The organism is Tannerella serpentiformis (genome assembly GCF_003033925.1).
Lineage (GTDB): Bacteria > Bacteroidota > Bacteroidia > Bacteroidales > Tannerellaceae > Tannerella > Tannerella serpentiformis.
Genome location: NZ_CP028365.1, coordinates 709,124 through 726,037 on the forward strand (window position 1 = coordinate 709,124; position 16,914 = coordinate 726,037).

11 protein-coding genes and 3 pseudogenes are annotated in these 16,914 nt (G+C 57.2%); 7 read left to right on the top strand and 7 right to left on the bottom strand.

The genetic code is table 11. From position 1 onward, the window contains the following. Positions 1-50: 50 nt before the first annotated feature. From C7123_RS02920 to C7123_RS02935, 4 genes are all read left to right on the top strand, one after another. Complete coding sequence (locus tag C7123_RS02920) at positions 51-467, top strand: hypothetical protein (protein ID WP_159049813.1); 417 nt, start codon at positions 51-53, stop codon at positions 465-467. 469 nt (positions 468-936) lie between these two features. Further along, positions 937-2,274 (top strand): Na+/H+ antiporter NhaA, encoded by a 1,338-nt coding sequence (gene nhaA, locus C7123_RS02925; RefSeq protein ID WP_069175713.1) that lies wholly within the window; start codon positions 937-939, stop codon positions 2,272-2,274. Positions 2,275-2,561: 287 nt separating this feature from the next. Next, a complete protein-coding gene (locus tag C7123_RS02930; RefSeq protein ID WP_069175714.1) occupies positions 2,562-5,669 on the top strand; it encodes a SusC/RagA family TonB-linked outer membrane protein in 3,108 nt (1,035 codons plus the stop codon). Positions 5,670-5,703: 34 nt separating this feature from the next. Beyond that, the gene (locus C7123_RS02935) at positions 5,704-7,125 is read left to right on the top strand and encodes a RagB/SusD family nutrient uptake outer membrane protein (protein ID WP_159049814.1); all 1,422 of its coding nucleotides are present in this window, start codon (positions 5,704-5,706) and stop codon (positions 7,123-7,125) included. 443 nt (positions 7,126-7,568) lie between these two features. Here C7123_RS02935 and C7123_RS02940 read toward each other — a convergent pair whose 3' ends face one another. The 7 genes and pseudogenes from C7123_RS02940 to C7123_RS13580 all read right to left on the bottom strand — a co-directional run bounded on the left by C7123_RS02940 (position 7,569) and on the right by C7123_RS13580 (position 13,377). Continuing rightward, positions 7,569-9,599, bottom strand: coding sequence for an HD family phosphohydrolase (locus C7123_RS02940; protein WP_394365931.1), 2,031 nt, complete (start codon positions 9,597-9,599; stop codon positions 7,569-7,571). A gap of 430 nt (positions 9,600-10,029) precedes the next feature. After that, positions 10,030-11,016: a relaxase/mobilization nuclease domain-containing protein gene (locus C7123_RS02945; protein WP_069175717.1), complete on the bottom strand. Its 987-nt coding sequence runs from the start codon at positions 11,014-11,016 to the stop codon at positions 10,030-10,032. Next, positions 11,000-11,404 (bottom strand): annotated as a pseudogene (locus tag C7123_RS02950) (plasmid mobilization protein). Before C7123_RS02950 ends, C7123_RS02945 begins: the two are co-directional and overlap by 17 nt. 280 nt (positions 11,405-11,684) lie before the next feature. Further along, a pseudogene (locus C7123_RS13280) lies at positions 11,685-11,771 on the bottom strand (DUF3408 domain-containing protein); the annotation flags it as partial. A 356-nt stretch (positions 11,772-12,127) separates the two neighbouring features. After that, a pseudogene (locus C7123_RS02955) lies at positions 12,128-12,340 on the bottom strand (toprim domain-containing protein); the annotation flags it as partial. Between the two features lie 653 nt (positions 12,341-12,993). Further along, a complete protein-coding gene (locus C7123_RS13575; RefSeq protein ID WP_394365928.1) occupies positions 12,994-13,149 on the bottom strand; it encodes a transposase in 156 nt (51 codons plus the stop codon). An 18-nt stretch (positions 13,150-13,167) separates the two neighbouring features. Further along, positions 13,168-13,377, bottom strand: coding sequence for a transposase (locus C7123_RS13580; protein ID WP_107490577.1), 210 nt, complete (start codon positions 13,375-13,377; stop codon positions 13,168-13,170). 336 nt (positions 13,378-13,713) lie between these two features. On the opposite strand from C7123_RS13580, the gene C7123_RS02975 reads away from it, so the two are divergent. The 3 genes from C7123_RS02975 to C7123_RS02985 all read left to right on the top strand — a co-directional run bounded on the left by C7123_RS02975 (position 13,714) and on the right by C7123_RS02985 (position 16,913). After that, complete coding sequence (locus C7123_RS02975) at positions 13,714-14,967, top strand: site-specific integrase (RefSeq protein WP_069175719.1); 1,254 nt, start codon at positions 13,714-13,716, stop codon at positions 14,965-14,967. Positions 14,968-14,979: 12 nt separating this feature from the next. Further along, positions 14,980-16,251: a site-specific integrase gene (locus tag C7123_RS02980; RefSeq protein ID WP_069175720.1), complete on the top strand. Its 1,272-nt coding sequence runs from the start codon at positions 14,980-14,982 to the stop codon at positions 16,249-16,251. A gap of 392 nt (positions 16,252-16,643) precedes the next feature. After that, complete coding sequence (locus C7123_RS02985) at positions 16,644-16,913, top strand: helix-turn-helix domain-containing protein (RefSeq protein WP_069175721.1); 270 nt, start codon at positions 16,644-16,646, stop codon at positions 16,911-16,913. The last annotated feature ends 1 nt before the right edge of the window (position 16,914 follow it).

Consider the following 16,914-nt stretch of genomic DNA (forward strand, 5'->3'; position numbering starts at 1 on the left):
AGTACGTTATGAGCCGCCGCCCGTCGGGCGCTCTCGTTTGGGAATACGTTATGAGCAGCTACCTGTTAGGCGCTCTCGTTTGGGAATACGTTATGAGCAGCTACCTGTTGGGCGCTCTCGTCGGATATTCCAATAAGAACCACCAACCGTCAGGCGCTCTCTCCGGAAAATATTTTGAGGACTCTATTCGGCCGGTCGCTCTCTTCAGAAAACAATTTGGGGACCACCAGCCGTCAGGCGCTGCTGTTGGAAAACATTTTGGGGACTCTTTTCCCCGATTACGCATCATTGAAGGCCTCAACGAGTATGTGATTGCACAATTACACCCCATTGAAGACTTCAATAAGGGTGTGATCGTGAAATTACGCCACATTGAAGGCCTCAACGAGGATGTGATCGTGCAATTACGCTCCATTGAAGGTCTCAACGGGAGCGAAAGTGCGCCGGGAGTTCACGAAATAGAGTAAGAGAGGAGCTTTCTGCCCGCCCGAGTCGCTCCAATGTTTTCCGACAGCAGCGCCCGAGTGCCCGCAGTCCATAAAATGATCTCCGACGACGGCTTACGCGTGCCCGAAGCCCGCAAAATATTTTCCGACGGCGGCGTATGAATGACCGTAGCTCATAAAATGATCTCCAACGACGGCTTACGTGTGCCCGAAGCCGGTGAAATGTTTTCCAACAGTAGTGTATAAATGCCTGCAGCCCGCAAAATGTTTTCCGACGGCGGCGACTGCGCCCAAGCCGCTCCCAAAGCGCGCTCCAACGGCCGTGCATGCCGCTCAGTCGCCCCCAAAGGGAAAAACTTGGACGGCCGTAGACCAAAAAAAGCCTCCCAACTGCAAAAATTTATGGCCAAAAAATAGGGATCCGTCTATCTTTGCCACACCTATTTAGACTTACGTTATTTGATCCTCAAACCTCACTACAACATTACTCATGATCACCAAGATTCGATCCCTCAGCCGCTTCGTGACCCAGAAGCCCAACGCCAGTCTGCTGCTGTTCCTAACCACCATCGCGGCCGTCGTGCTGGCCAACTCCCCCTTAGTCGACGCCTACAACAGCTGCCTGGAGTACCCCCTCGACTTCCGGTTCGACAACTTCATCTTCTTCCCCCATCACGGTCAGCCCATGTCGCTCACCACCTTTGTCAACGACGCCTTTATGGCCATCTTTTTCTTCGTCGTGGGCATGGAGATCAAGCAGGAGCTGCTCGTAGGCGAACTTAGCTCCGCCCGTAAGGCGCTACTGCCCGTCATAGCGGCCTGCGGCGGCATGATCGTGCCCGTACTGGTCTACCTGTCCGTCTGCCATAGCGGCCCCGCGGCCCATGGCGCCGCCATACCGATGGCCACCGACATCGCCTTCGCCCTGGCCGCCCTCGGTGCCCTCGGCAGCCGCGTCCCCCTCAGCCTACGCGTCTTCCTGACCGCCCTGGCCGTGGTCGACGACATCGGCGGTATCATCGTCATCGCCATCTTCTACAGCGGACACGTCGCCGCCACCCCGCTGTTTATCGCTCTGGGCGTACTGGTCCTCCTGACCGTCGGCGGACGCCTGGGAATACAGCACGCGCTCTTCTTCTACACCGGATTTTTCGTCGTTTGGTACCTCTTCACCCAAGCCGGCATTCACCCCACCATAGCCGGGGTACTCGTCGCCTTCACCGTGCCCGCGCGACCCAAGGTGAAGCTCGACTCCTTCGCCGACAACATGCGTGATCACCTCGCCTCGCTCGACTTCACCCAGGCCCGACACGCCGGCAAGTCCACCGTCCTGAGCCCCGGTCAAGTCTTAGTCCTCACCAACATCCACCGCCTGGCCGCCCACACGGTCAGCCCCCTGCAAAGCCTCGTGGAACGGCTCAACCCGGTGGTCAATTACCTCATCCTGCCCCTCTTTGCCTTTGTCAATGCCGGCGTACACTTCGGCGGCTTCGACCTTTCGGCCCTGGCAGGCATCCCGTTGGCCATCTTCCTCGGCCTATTCGTGGGTAAGACCATCGGCATCTTCACCTTCTCCTATCTGGCGGCTAAAGCGCGCATCGTGTCGATCTCACCGGAGATCACGAAGCGGGCCCTCTTCGGCGTTTCGATCCTGGGCGGCATCGGGTTCACCGTGTCGCTCTTCATCGCCAACCTCTCCTTTGCTGCCGTGCCCGACATCGGCGACGAACTGCTCAACGAAGCCAAGCTGGGCATCTTTGTCGGGTCGCTCGTCTCGGGCATCGTCGGCTATTTCTTCCTGAAACACCAGTTGCCCGAACGCGATTAGCCCCCCGATCGCCAGCCCCCCACACTCTGCCCCGCCGGACGATGAGCCTACATCCAGCGCTCCTCGTCCGGCGGGGCTTGTTGTTGGGTACGGGGTCGGCACCTGTCCTGTTATCGCTACAAATGGTAGGTCTACAGGGCAGCGCACGGCCTGAAATCGCCACAATTTGGGACAAGCCGCGCCGGCCCCCGCCCGTACTTTTGCGCCCCCGGAAGCGACCTCTTTCTATGCAATGAAAGGGGCCGCTTCTCTTTTTGTATTACCCCCATTAAACAAGTATGTCACACATGAACAGAAGACTACTCTTCTTGATGCTATTCGCATTCTTCGCCTTTGTCGCATGGACACAGGCGCAGTCAGTGACGGTCAGCGGTACCGTCGTCGGTAAGGACGACGGCCAACCGGTGATCGGCGCAAACATTGTAATCAAGGGCACGACGACAGGCACGGTGAGCGACGTCGACGGACACTTCCGCCTGACCGCCCCACGCCCCGGCGCCACGCTCGTCATCTCCTTCGTCGGCTACCGAACGAAAGAGGTCCCCGCCACCGCCTCCATGCACGTCGAGCTGGAGACGGACGCTACGCAGCTGGGCGAGGTGCAGGTCGTCGTGGCCTACGGCCAACAGAAACGACGCGAATTGACGGGCGCCATCGGCTCGGTGGACGCCGCCTCCATTCGGGAGACCCCCGCCACGTCGCTCGAGCAAACGCTCAGCGGACGCGTCAGCGGCGTGCAGGTCACACAGGCCTCGGGAGCACCGGGCGGAGCCGTGGTGGTGAACATCCGCGGTACCAGCTCCATCTCGGCCGGCAACGAACCGCTGTATGTCGTCGACGGGATGCCGATCCTCTCGGCCGACTTCTCGCAGAAGGCCGGCTACCAAGGCAACACCCTGAGCGGTGTGGCGGACATTAACCCCGCAGACATCGCCTCGGTGGAGGTGCTCAAGGATGCTTCGGCCGCAGCGCTCTACGGATCGCGCGCCTCGAACGGCGTCGTCCTCATCACCACCAAGCGCGGCAGCTCCGGTCGCACACGGGTGACGTTAGATAGTTACGTCGGCGTGCAGAACCTCTGGCGCAAGCTCCAATTCCTGCCCACGGCGGAGCATGTGGCCGCCCGCAACGAGGCAATCAACAACTACAACACCTCGCTCGGCCTCTCGCCCACGGACGCGACGTATAAGAAGCCTGTCGCCGCCGCACAGGAGGGTGCGGACACCGACTGGATCGACGCCATCACCCGCACGGCGCTCCATACGAACCATCAGCTGGCCCTATCCGGCGGCACAGACCAGACGCAGTTCTACGCCTCGCTCGGCTATTACGATCAGCAGGGCGTGATGAAGAAGACGGACTACACCCGCTACAACCTGCGCACGAATCTCACGAACCGCATCAGTCGCACGGTGAAGATCTCGGCCGACATCGCCCTCAGCTCCGCCACGACCAATCGTGCCACGGGCGACGGCAACCTCTATTCGCCTTGGATCAACGCCCTATCCGCCTCGCCAGACTATGCCGTGCGCACCGCCAGCGGCAGCTTCGGCTCCATCAACGCCAGCAAATACAACCCTGTAGCGCTGATCGATGAGCAAGAGCAGGTGACGCGGAAGTACCGCGCCATCGTCGGTCTGAAGACGACTTGGAACATCCTCCCCGAACTGCGTTACAATCTCGATTTGGGCGGCGACTACATCTTCATGCACGAGACGGGCGTCTTCCCACGCGGCACCATCCGCGGCGCCCGCTCCAATGGGGACGTGCACGACCTCCGCGGCTTCAGCTTCTCGAACCTGGCCGAGCATACGCTCGACTATTTCCACCAGTGGGACAAGCTCGCCCTCAAGGCGCTCCTCGGTTACAGCTACCAGAAGACAACGCTGGACAACAACTTTGTCCGAGGCAGCAACTTCGTTTCGCCTATGCTGAAATACATCAACTCGGCGGGCAGCGTCACGGAAGGGTCGTCGTCCCTGTCGGAGTACGCCCTCCAGTCGCTCTTCGGACGCGTGAACCTGAACTATGCCGACCGCTATCTTTTGGAGGCGTCGCTGCGTAGTGATGCTTCGTCGAAGTTCGCACCCGGGCGGCGAGTGGGCTACTTCCCGGCGGCTTCGCTCGGGTGGATCGTGTCTGAGGAGGGCTTCTTCCCCAAGACGAAATCGGTGAACGATCTAAAGCTCCGCGTCGCCGTCGGCTATACGGGCAACCAAGAGGGGATCGGCTATTACGACTACTTCAACACCTATCGCGCCAGCGATGTGGCTTACATCGGACAGTCGGGGCTGGCTTTCCCCAACTCGCGTCCGAACCCGGACTTGACGTGGGAGAAAACGCTGCAATACGACCTGGGGGTTGACGCTGCGCTCTTCGATCGACGCCTGGAGCTGACGCTCGACTGGTATCACAAGGATACGCGCGACTTGTTGCTCTCGCACTCCATCAACGCCCTGAGCGGTTACACGCGGACGACCTCCAACGTAGGGCGCATCCGTAACGAAGGCTTCGAGGCCATGATCACCGGACATCCGCTGCGTGGCCGTGGCTTAACGTGGGACGTGCGCCTCTCTTTCGGCTATCAGCATAACGAGGTCGTGGCGCTCACGAAGAAGGCTGACGGCACGGATAACTTCATCGAAGTCGGGCCGAGCAACATCCTGCAGGTGGGTCGGCCGATGGCGACGTTCTACCTGATCCGTGCCGAGGGCATCTACCAGAGCAAGGAGGAGATTCTGGCTCAGCCCGGCGGCGAGGCGCTCTGGAAGCGCGGCATCCGTCCGGGCGACGTGAAGTATTACGACAAGGATGGCAACGGCATCATCAATAACAACGACCGTGTGGCGGCCGGATCGCCCTTCCCCAAGATCACGGGCGCCTTCATCAACAACTTTGCCTATAAAGGCTTCGACCTCGGGCTGGATCTCCAATATGCTCTCGGCGCCAAGATTTACGCCACGTGGAAAGGGGCCTACACCGGAGGCGGCGGACAGGGCGGTACGCCGAACGGATACGCCATCTTCCGTGACGAGTTTGAGGCCCGTTGGACGCCTGAACGCCCATCGACCGACAGGCCGCGGGCCGTGGCCGACGGTGCGGCGTACACGAACAACATGATGAACTACACGACGCGCTTTCTCGAGAAGGCCGACTTCCTACGCATCCGTAACGTGACGCTTGGCTATACCCTGCCCGACGAGACGGTGCGCCATCTGGGCCTCTCTCGACTGCGTTTCTATGCCCAGGTGAACAACCTCTACACCTTCACGGCCTACGACGGCTTCGACCCCGAAGTGGCCATGAATCCTGACCGTGCCACCTATCGCGGCTACGACTCCGGATCCGTGCCGCATCCGTGCTCTTTCCTCTTCGGCATGAACTTATCCTTCTAAACTTTCCCCCAACGAGATGACTTACCCAATGAATATGAGAATCCCTTTGATGGTCGCTGCACTGGCGGCCTCACTACTGGCCTTCAACGGCTGCAACCTGGACTATCCGCCCACCGCGGCCGTCTCGGACTCTTCGCTGACGGATGCCGACTATCAGGCTCTGCTCAATGGCGTCTACGACGGCGCCCAGAACTACCGACTCGTGATGGAGGACATCGCGGCCGATAACCTCAACAGCAAGTCGTGGTATGCCGACATGGACGACAACGACCCAACGACAAGCAGCTCTAACATCAACGACCTCTGGCAACAGCTCTACGGCGCCGTGCAGCGGTGTAACAACCTGATCAACCTGGTGGAGAAGCATACGGGCACATCGACCGTCAACCTGACCGAGATCGCCGCCCAAGCGCGCATCGTCCGCGCCTGGCTCTATATGCGCATCGCGGCCAACTGGGGCGACGCGCCGCTGCTGACCACCGTCACGGACGAGCCCGTGAGCCGTGCGCCGGAGGACTCCGTCTGGATGCTCGTTAAGCAAGACCTGGAGTATGGCATGGCGCATGCGCCGGCCTTCTCCACGGCCGGCTATGCCAGTCGCGTGGCGGCCAAGGCACTCTTGGCGCGGGTGCTGCTCATTGCCCCCACGCCCGTGCAGGACAAGGCGCGCGCCCGACAGTTGGCCGAAGAGGTGATCGCCGACGGTCACTTCGCCCTGGCCGAGCATTATGCCGACATCTGGCACGCCAAGACGAGCAAGGAGATGATCCTGCAATGGACCAACACGACGGGCGACAGCGGCTCCTACGGCTGGTTTTTGCGCTCCAACATCGTCGACCAGTACGAGAAGGAAAACGGTGCGGGCAGCGCAGCCCCCGGCGGCAACGGACGCTACGAATTACCCGTCGATCAGGCCCTCATCAGGGCTTACGAGGAGGGCGACGAGCGCAAGGCGGCCTCCGTGCGCCACTTGAAGCTCAAGAACGGCACCGAGACGTACGACTGCATCAAGTATCCCAACACGGACAAATCCGACTCCTACCCCGTTGTCCGCATCGCCGAGATGTACCTTATCGTGGCCGAGGCGGCGGGCTACCCCGAGGGCGTGAAGCGGCTCAACGAGCTGCGGGCCAAGCGTGGTGTCTCGGCCCTCCAGACGGGCAGCACGATCACGGCCGCAAACTTCATGGCGCGCATCATGCACGAGCGCCGCGTGGAGTTTTTCGCCGAGGGGCAACGGTGGTACGACCTCCGTCGCTGGTTCAACTCCGGCCCCGAAGGGCGGCAGGCCGTGCGTGCGCTCTGTAAGTATCGTACGGGCGAGGCCGCGGGCAGTCGTCCGCAGGCTTCCGACAAGCTGAACATCGCTGAGAACGGCTACAACCTCCTTTGGCCCATCACCACGGAAGCCATCGACAACGACCGCAACCTCTTGCCCAATAATCCGGGCTACTAAGAAGAGGTCATCGGGCGTCTTTCTGTTTGGGAAACGCGCTGGATTTCTGGATTCCGGTGCGTTTCTACTCGAAGAATGGGCCGTAATCCTGAAAAACGGCCTGTTTCTTTCGAGCAACACGCCTAAATCGGGAATTCTGGTGCGTTTCTTCTAAGCAAACGTGAGTTCGATATGCGATTTTCTGGTGGAAATCGCCCGCCACAAACTTTTTCAGCCCATTTCCTCAGGGAATCGCCTGCCACAAAACTTTTTCAGCTCATTTCCTCAGGAAATCGCTGGGATGGGCTTCCACTCATTTCCTCAGGAAATCGTAGGATGGCCTAAATCGAACTCACGTTAAGCAACGGGCCTAAATCGGGAAAAACGGCGAAGTTTTCGCATAGAAAAAGGCCTGTCGCAAGCGGTGCGGCAGGCCTTTCTTGTTGGAAATAGCCCCGGGGGCGTCAACTCTTCTTGAGATCGGGGTAACTGATGCGGGTGTGGTACATCGTTTTGAGCTTTTCCACGAAGGTGGTCTTGATCTTGTCGATGTCGCGGAAGGTCAGCGGGGCGTTGCGCATGAGTCCGTCGGCTATTTGCCCGTCGATGATCTTATTGACCAGTGCGCGGATCGTCTCGTCGGTGTATTCGTTGAGGCTGCGCGAGGCCGCCTCGACGGAATCGGCCATCATCAGGATCGCCGTCTCACGGGTGAAGGGGTTCGGGCCGGGGTAGGTGAAGAGCGACTCGTCGACGGGTTCGCCGGGGTGGGCGTTGCAGTAGGAGTTGTAGAAATACTTGGCCTTACCGGCGCCGTGGTGCGTGCGGATAAAGTCGACGATGGCCTCGGGCAGGCCTGCCTTTTCGGCCATTTTGATGCCCTCGGTGACGTGGCTGATGATGATCTGCGCGCTCTGCTCGAAGGGCAGATCGCGGTGGGGGTTGATGCCCTTCATTTGGTTCTCGGTGAAGAAAGGCGGGTTCTTCATCTTGCCGATATCGTGATAGAGCGCTCCGGTGCGGACCAGCTGCGTGTCGGCGCCGATCTTGGCGCTGGCGGCGGAGGCCAGGATGGAGACTTGCAGGGAGTGCTGGAAGGTGCCGGCGCAGGTCTCGGAGAGCTTTTTGAGCAGCGGGGTGTTGATGTTCGACAGCTCCACGAGCGTAATGGGCGAGACGTATCCGAAGGCCTTTTCCATCATATAAATGAGGACGTAGGAGAACATGAGCAGCACGAAGTTGATGCCGAAATAGATCCCCATGCGCCAATCGATCTTGTTGAAGTCGCCGTCTTGATAGAGCGAGAGGCCGATGTAGCCCAACATGTAGGCCAGAGAGATGAGGAAGGCACATCGCAGGAGCTGCGATCGCTGCGAAAGCTCCTTGAGGCTGATGATGAAGACGACGCCGGCCATGATCTGCAGCAGTAGGAACTCGTGTGGGAAGGGGGCCACGAGGGAACAGATGAGCGCCGTAATGAGGTGGGTGAAGAGGGCCGAATGAGAGTCGAAGAAGGTGCGTACGACGATGGGGATGATGGCAAAGGGCAGGATGTAGATGTTCACCAAGTCGTAGCGCACGCAAAGCTCCGTGAGGAGGCAGGGTACGAGGATGCAGACGAGGATGAAGAAACGGTTCCGGCGCTTGAAGTAGAGCTCCGGGCGGAAGGCCAAGAAGTAGAGCGCGCAGCAGGCCATGATGCCGAGGATGAGAATCACTTGGCCCAGCATGGTGATGGCGTCACGGCGGTTGCCTCCGGACTTGGTCTCGTGGACGATCTTGAGCGAGCGGAGGATGTTGTACGTGCGGGCGTCGACCACCTCGCCCCGATCGACGATGCGCTCGCCCGCCTGCACGATGCCGGTGGAGAGTGTCACCTTCTGCATGAGTGCCTCCAGCGCCTTGTCGGACGTTTCGGCGTCGTAGGTGACGTTGGGCTGCAGGTAGCGGTCGAAGTTGGAGGCCCTCAGCTCGCCCTTGTCCATCGATTCGGGCGCCTCGTTGATGACCAGCTCGTAGGCCGACTTTTCGGAGTGGAAGCGGGAGATGTCGACCTGCGAGGAGACGTTCTTGCGGAGCAGTCTGAGGCGGGTGCGATGCTCGGAGGTCATGCGCTCCATATCCTGCACCGAGATGATGCCGTCGGCGTAGAGTGCGCTGAGCTTTTGGGTGAGGTATTGCCAGACGGGCGTGCTCATGGTGCGATGTTCGACGTAGTCGTTCTTGAGGTTGCCCAAGGCCTGCCCTGCGACGCGGTCGTCGAGTCGGAAGTAGGGCCGGAAGCGAGCCTGTAGACTGTCTCTTTCGGCCTTCAGCTCGGCGTCGGACTTGTAGATGGGGAAGTCGCTGGGGGCCGTCAGCAGGCCGTAGCGCCAAGGCTTACCCTCGTGGAACTGGTATCTGAACTTGCCTTCTCGCGGAAAGAAGTAGGCGATCACGACGGCCGTAGCCATGAAATAGAGGAAGGCCTGTATGGCCGTTTTCTTTGATTTCAGCGTATGCATAATAGTCGGAGTATTCGTGTGTGTATAGGCGTCATGTGTTTGCGATGTCTAATCGGCCGCAAAGGTGGGGGAAATGAGCGGGAGGAGAATGCCCCGCGAATACGTTCTGAGGTGGTTGGAATACGTTCGGAACGTATTCCGACCACCTCCCCAACGTATTCGAATAGGTTCGGGAGAAAATTGTCAGAAAATATCCCTCTGCAAAAGAAGAAGTTAGTCGGTCGTAGACATTTGATAGGTAACGAAATAGAAACGAGCGAAGCGCTTGAGGTTGCTGGAATCTGCACAAACAAAGGGCGCTTGTCATTTGAGGGCGCAATGTTACTATGGCTATTTGAATTACAGGCGCTTTTGATGCGATTCTCACGATTCTGCTTTCGACTTGGGAGTATGTGAACGCAGAGCGGATGGGGGCTAAGGCTCATATCCCCCTCCCTCGCTTCTTCTTTTTCCCGGCTTGGTTTCTTAAGCGCCGTTGCCATGCGATCTCGGCGTAGTCTGCGCCGTGTGTCTGTAGAGCTGTGACCTCTCCAGTCTCCGAAAGAAGGCTTCCCGCGGTGTCTAAAGCAACGTCCACAACGGGGCTTGCGACTTGTGCGGTAGGTGTACTGTCTTTCGTAGGGATCATGGAGGATTGGATGATGGGCTTCTGCGCATTGCTGGTCTCGAACTGTTTCGGCAGGGTGCGAAAACCAAACTCACGACCGATCTCGGAGGCCTTGAAACTGTGCTCGCCGTAGGTGAACTTGAGTCCGTAGACTTTCCCCTGTTTGTTCTTCATGCGGTCGATCGTGACGCCGCTTTGGTGGAGTTCGTAGAGGAACATGGAGTGACCCGACAAGCCTTTTCCGCGGTGTTTGTCCAGTAGGGTGTAGCAGATGCTCCGCACTTGTTGCTTCGTGCGGTCTCTTGCCGGATTGGCTTGGGCTTTTCGATGTGGTCGTACGGAACGGACTTCTTTGGCGATGGTCAGCCCGTACTTGTGGCTGAGTTCTTCGGCCACTCTGGCGGCTCGGTTACTGACGAAAGTGGTGTCGTAGACCTGTCCTTCGAGGCTGATCCGATTGGCGATGATGTGGATATGCAGGTTGTCGGTGTCTTTGTGCGTGACGGCTACCCACTGATGGTCATCCAGCCCCATCTGTTTGGCAAAGAACAAGGCTAGGCGGTTCAGCGCCTTGAACGTCATCCGCGGCTCGTCCTGCGGGGCGATGCCGATCTCGATGCGCAGGAACTTGTTTTTGCAACGGCTGTTGTAGTCGCTGATCAGCTTCATTTCCTTGTGAATCTCCTTCGGCGTTTCGCTGCACAGGTTGTGGAGGGCGAGAAGCCGGCCGAGCTTTCCCTCACGAAAGATGTACTCCAGCGCGTTACCTCCGTGCGCGATGGCCTTACATTTTGCGATCATGGTCTTCAATATTTAAGCGCTTAAACACCTCTTTATTGACCCGGTAGCGAGGGCTGAAGAACCGCTTAAAAGCGATCCGGGCATAGGTGGCAAGGGCCTTCGTTGCGTCCACCTAGGAGACGTCCTTGACCTTAATCAGGTTAGAAATGTGCGCGTAGAATAGCGCTGTCTGACGGAGGATGGCGAGCGCCTCCTTCTCGTTGTCACCCATCGGAGGTACGGCAATGACGGATCCGCTGAGCAACATCTCGCGGCAGTAGTCGGAGTACTTCCGCCCTGTGTTCGTGGCTCTCGAACGGATCCGTACCTTTTCCTCGGCCGTGCATCTGACCTTGATGAAGGCCGTCTTGTTCGTCTTCTTGTCTTCCTTTTGGGGGTGTCTTTTCATGTGGATAGGTCTTTTCTGTGGTGCTTATTCTATGGTTTGGGCCGATGAGAACGGATGTGATTACGGCTCTCTCCCTCGGACCTTGAGGCCGAGGGAGCAAGCGCAGTTTGTGGGAACAAACTGACGTCTTGCATTACCGTCGTCACGCTTTGGTACAATTCAGGAGTTTCGCCTGTGATCACTGCATGCCGTGCATTCAGACAGATGCTGCATGCTTAGCACGTAAATCGATCGTGGACTCCTTGATGCATCTGCGTACTCGGATTACGGCTTTCGCCACTCCTCGATCTCCCAATCGACGGACAACGAAGTCGGCGCGCTTCTGAGTTGCCCGACTCAAATAGATAGCCCGACGTTCGATCAGCTCAAGAGATCTTCATTGAGGTACGGAGATCAAAAACACTTGTCGGGGAGATCTCTGTAGGGGTACGGAGATCAAAAACACTTGTCGGGGAGATCTCTGTAGGGGTACGGAGATCAAAAACACCTGTCGGGGAGATCTCTGTAGGGGTACGGAGATCAAAAACACTTGTCGGGGAGATCTCCGTAGGGGTGCGGAGATCAAAAACACTTGTCGGGGAGATCTCCGTAGGGGTACGGAGATTAAAAACACTTGTCAGGGAGATCTCCGTAGGGGTACGGAGATTAAAAACACTTGTCAGGGAGATCTCCGTAGGGGTACGGAGATTAAAAGTACCTGCACTTGGACTTATCGCCAATTTGACACGGTTGCCCTGTGCTTTCGCCGCGGCCTTCGGCGTAGTCAATCCACAGGTTCCTCTCGGTATCCACCTTGAAGCTCGGGTGGCGTTCATCCCGCAGCGGCGAGCGATACATCGTGTAGGTCGCCAGCCGTCGGACGGGCGTGATGCCTTTACTTTCCAAGTACGCCGTGATGGGGTACCGTTTGATGGTCGATAGGTTTTCTTCTTTCATACTGATCAAACATTGGGATAGGTGATGAAATGGCGTGGTGTTTTATTGGAATGCAAGTGATTTAAGATCAAACACCCGTACTTTTTGGCTTTTTCTTACTACAAGCTACAATCGCCATAATCGATTGTTTTCCAATAGCATCCATACAAATCGAAGTCACTACGCGGCTGACTACATGTTACTACTACAGATTTGAAGGAGGGGAGTTCTGTAGTTCATTGGAGTCATTTATATTGCTTCTATCTGCCTGTTTCTTCTTGGGTTGGTTTGGATGGAGTTTTCGAGGGTAAAAGTGTGATGAGCATCCCCGGCATCCAAGCATATAGCGCATTCCGGCATGATGTTGCATCTGTTTGCGGCCGATTTCTTCAGAGAGGCTTTACAAGGAAGTGATTCGCCCATCCGATAAGACAAAATGGCATTGGAAGAAAGAGAGGTAGGGGACGATTCGCAGGCTGCTATCTGCTTTCCGTTGCGGCTGTTTTCCGAATGAGCGGCAGCTGCATCCATGCTATGCCAGCCATTTCCTCACTGTTCCATTTGGATCCCTACTGTTCCCGATTGCATAAGCAGCGTTTTACGTGCAATTATGTTTACCGCCGAAAACAGTAAATCCTAAACGTCAATCAGAAAGATAGAAGCTATTTTTGAATTTATTGGCGGAGTTTTTTGGGGAGGATTTGGTAGAAAGAGACATACAACATGGCTTCTGCAGAATTACTGCTTCGCTCGTAATCGATGGTCATTCTTCTATAGCTTTCCATCCAAGAGAACGTCCTTTCCATAATCCATCTGAGCGGAAGTAGCACAAACTTGCGAGCAGATTCTTAGGGGTAAAGTACAGCATCAAAGTTCCATCCGAGTCCTTCTACAAACTCTTCAAACAAGCCCCGATAGCCATCATTAGCAAAGATCTTTTTAAGACATGGAGATCTACTTAGTAGTTGCTTTATAACAAGTGTTGTACCTTTAGATTCATGAATGTTTTCCGGATGGATCAAAGCAGCTATAGGATGTCCGAGCGTATCTACAACGATATGCTCATTCCTTTGATTTTCTTACCTCCGTCAACTCCGTATTCCTCACTGTTAATAAGGGGAAGTATGGGAGTAGGGAGCAAGGGAAAGCGAGAAAGGGCGAGAGGGCTGATGGGTAGCGACTTTTGCCGCATCCTGCCGAGGCTTGCACCAGAGGGAAAAGGTGAAAAAAGGGGCTTCAAAGAGGGAGTTTAGTTACCTAATCGTTCCCCTTTTTGCCTTTCGGCAAGAGGACGCAAAATGAGGTAACTAAACCGAGGCTTTTTCTCTTGCATTCAGTGTTTTGCGTAGCGACAAGTATCTCTTTTAAGGTTCCACTTTGTAAGCAACAAAACGATGAAAGAAAAAACGTTGAAGCTGCTCTTTTACCTCAAACGGGGCACAAAGAGCAAGGCGGGCAAAAGCCCGATTATGGCGCGCCTCAGTGTAGGGCGAACGATGGTGCAATTCAGTTGTAAGACGGCCTGCTCGCCGTCGCTTTGGGACAGCCGTAAGCACAGGCTCGTCGGGAAAAGCACCGAGGCGGTGGCCGTAAACGCCGAGCTGGACAGCCTGCAGGTCAGTGTCTGCCGAGCCTATGAGGACTTGCGGAAGAAGGAAGGCGAGGCTGTGACCGCCGAGGAGGTCAAGGCCCTCCTCTTAGGACTTCAGAGCGACAGCCAAGGCTTGCTCTATCATTTGGAGGAATACCTCGCTCGCTTTCGGGAGCGGGTGGGGGTGGATCGCAGCGAACGCCGATACAAGTTCCTCCGGGTTTTTCGGGGGCATCTCGCAGCCTTCCTTCGGCATCGCTACCGAGTGAGCGACTTCCCGGTGCACAAGGCGGACAAGGCCTTTATCGAGGATCTCGAGGCCTACTTCGCGCAGGAGAAAGCCTTCAAGCTCAACACCACCGCCGGCTATCTTACCGTGCTGGCGTCGCTCCTCAAAGACTTATACAAAAGGCGTGTCATTGACACCTATCCTTTCATGGGTTACTCCATCCGATGGGACGTAGGCACACCGCGCTACATCACCAAGGAAGAGCTGCGGCGCATCATCAATTTGAACGATACGCAGCTGGGAAGCTACGAGTGTGTCTCCCGAGACATGTTCCTCTTTTCGTGTTTCACAGGTCTCTCTTACACGGACATCTACCACTTGACGGCGGAACATCTGATCGAGGAGGGCGGAATGACTTGGATCCGCAAGCCGCGCGTAAAGACGGGCCGGATGTGCCACATCCCCCTGCTGCCCGAAGCGTCAGCGATCATCGAGCAGTACAGGGGCATCCACACACGCGCCTTTCGTCACGAACCGCCCGAGGGCTACCTCCTTCCCATCCCCGGCTGCGACACCGTCAATATCCATCTCAAGAAGATCGTCGCGCTTTGCCACATCCCGAAACGGCTGACCTTCCACATGGCCCGCCACACCTTCGCCTCGCAAATGACCCTTGCCGAAGGGGTGTCGATCGAGAGCGTGTCCAAGATGTTAGGGCATAGTGAGATCAAGACGACGCAGGTCTATGCCGAGACTTCTCCGGAGCGCATTTTCAAGGACGTCACGCGCATCCTCCCTGCGATCACCCATTATCATCTAACCAATTAATCCCCCGATCTAATGAAAAGTACCTTCTCGATCCTCTTCTACATCGACCGCAGCAAGCCCAGCGGCGAAGGGCTGTGCCTCGTTCGTTGTCGCATCTCATGCAATGGCCGGACAGCCTCTTTCTCCACCCGGCAACAGACCTCGCCCGATGATTGGCTGGCGAAAAAAGGGAGAGTGGGCCCCACATCCGCGGTGGCTCATGGTGTCAATCATGCACTGAGTGACATCGAACAACGATTGAATGCACTCTATGAGCGCACGCTCCGGGAGGAGCGATACATCACGGCCGAGTACCTCAAGGAGCAATATCTGCGTCAGGACAAGCCGCGGCAGACGTTCGCCGACATCTACTTAGCCCTTTGCCGAGAGAAAGAGGCGCAGAAAGGCAAGACGCTCAGTCCGTCTTCGACTAGAGGCTACAGAGACAGCTACAAGAGCTTCGTCCGCTTCCTTGACACGCGCGGGCTGCGACGCTGTTTACCTCACGAGGTGGACAAGGCGCTGATAGAAGCCTATCGCCTCTACATGCTGCGCGACTTGGGCTATAAGATGAGTTCGGTGGCCGTCTACCTGAGGCGTCTGCGCCAAGCCTTCCGACGGGCGATGTTAGAGGCTGGGCTTCGAGAGGATCCGTTCGACCTAATCGACATCGAGACGCCGGCCTACGAACGCAACGCCCTCAGTGCCGAAGACCTGCAACGGCTCTTGGCTTATCGCCCGCATCGCTCCGTGGACAACCACGTTCGGCTGATCTTCCTCTTGGGCTGCTTCACCGGCCTAGCATTCTCCGACCTCAAGAAGCTCCGTATGGAAGACGTCTACACGCTCGGCGACGGGCGCCGATACCTCTCCATCTGCCGCACCAAGACGCAGAACCGCAGCATCGTACCCCTGCTGCCCATCGCCGAGGAGATACTCGCCTACGTGGGGCAGGGGCGTACTGAGGGGCTATGGTTTCGGGAGTTTCCCGTGAACAGCCACTTCAATCGAAAGCTCCGCGAGCTGCTCGTCAAGGCCGGTTGCTCGCCGCACACCGAGGCCAGTTCGCACACCGCGCGCCACACTTTCGCAACCACCATCTGCTTAGAAAACGGCCTGCCCATCGAGACGGTGAGTCGGATGTTGGGGCATCGTTTTATCTCCACCACGGAGTTATATGCCAAGGTGAGCAAGCAAAAGATTGCCCAAGAGATGCGTCCACTGATGGGCAGCGAGCAGACGCAGAGGCTACGCCGTGCCCTGCGAGTTTGTCCGCCGAGGAAGGGGATGCTCGAGAAAAAGTGACGCCGGCAGGCGGCCTGCCAGGGCTATCGGACACTCAGGTGATGTTGGCAGGCCGCCTGCCAGGGCTATCGGACACTCAGGTGATGTTGGCAGGCCGCCTGCCAGGACTATCGGACACTCTGGTGATGTTGGCAGGCCGCCTGCCAGAGTCATCGAACACTCCAGCGATGTTGGCAGGCCGCCTGCCGGAGAATTTCTCACGATTAAGCCCGCCTGTTTCCAGCGCTCTCCCTCCTTATCCTCAGTGTTCCATTGGCATCCTCGATATTCCATTGATCCATGGTTCCGCGTGTCCTTTCGCCGACTTTTGCTGCCAAAAGAAACAGCAAGCGCGGGCAGTCGCACTGGCTTGCTTCAATCCAATTACGCAACCTTATTCTTATCGAAACACCATGCAAATCATCCTTGTAGACGGTAAGGCTTGGGAGCGACATCGCTCCGCCTTTGCCGACTTTATCCACCGCATCGAGCGGCTCATTGGCAACCCGCCCGAGGCCGACGAATGGCTCGACAACGACGCCGTGTGCCGCCGGCTGAGCATCAGCCCTCGCACCCTGCAGACCTTGAGAGATACGGGCAAAATCCCCTTCTCCATGGTCGGGCACAAGTGTTATTACAAAGCCGGAGACATCGCTGAATTACTGAACTCAAAAGCTGAATGAA

Coding starts and splice junctions, on each gene's coding strand:
- C7123_RS02930 (WP_069175714.1), top strand. CDS start 2,562: ATGAACAGAAGACTACTCTTCTTGATGCTATTCGCATTCTTCGCCTTT.
- C7123_RS02920 (WP_159049813.1), top strand. CDS start 51: ATGAGCAGCTACCTGTTAGGCGCTCTCGTTTGGGAATACGTTATGAGC.
- C7123_RS02975 (WP_069175719.1), top strand. CDS start 13,714: ATGAAAGAAAAAACGTTGAAGCTGCTCTTTTACCTCAAACGGGGCACA.
- C7123_RS02945 (WP_069175717.1), bottom strand. CDS start 11,016: ATGATCGCAAAATGTAAGGCCATCGCGCACGGAGGTAACGCGCTGGAG.
- C7123_RS02935 (WP_159049814.1), top strand. CDS start 5,704: ATGAGAATCCCTTTGATGGTCGCTGCACTGGCGGCCTCACTACTGGCC.
- C7123_RS02980 (WP_069175720.1), top strand. CDS start 14,980: ATGAAAAGTACCTTCTCGATCCTCTTCTACATCGACCGCAGCAAGCCC.
- C7123_RS02985 (WP_069175721.1), top strand. CDS start 16,644: ATGCAAATCATCCTTGTAGACGGTAAGGCTTGGGAGCGACATCGCTCC.
- nhaA (WP_069175713.1), top strand. CDS start 937: ATGATCACCAAGATTCGATCCCTCAGCCGCTTCGTGACCCAGAAGCCC.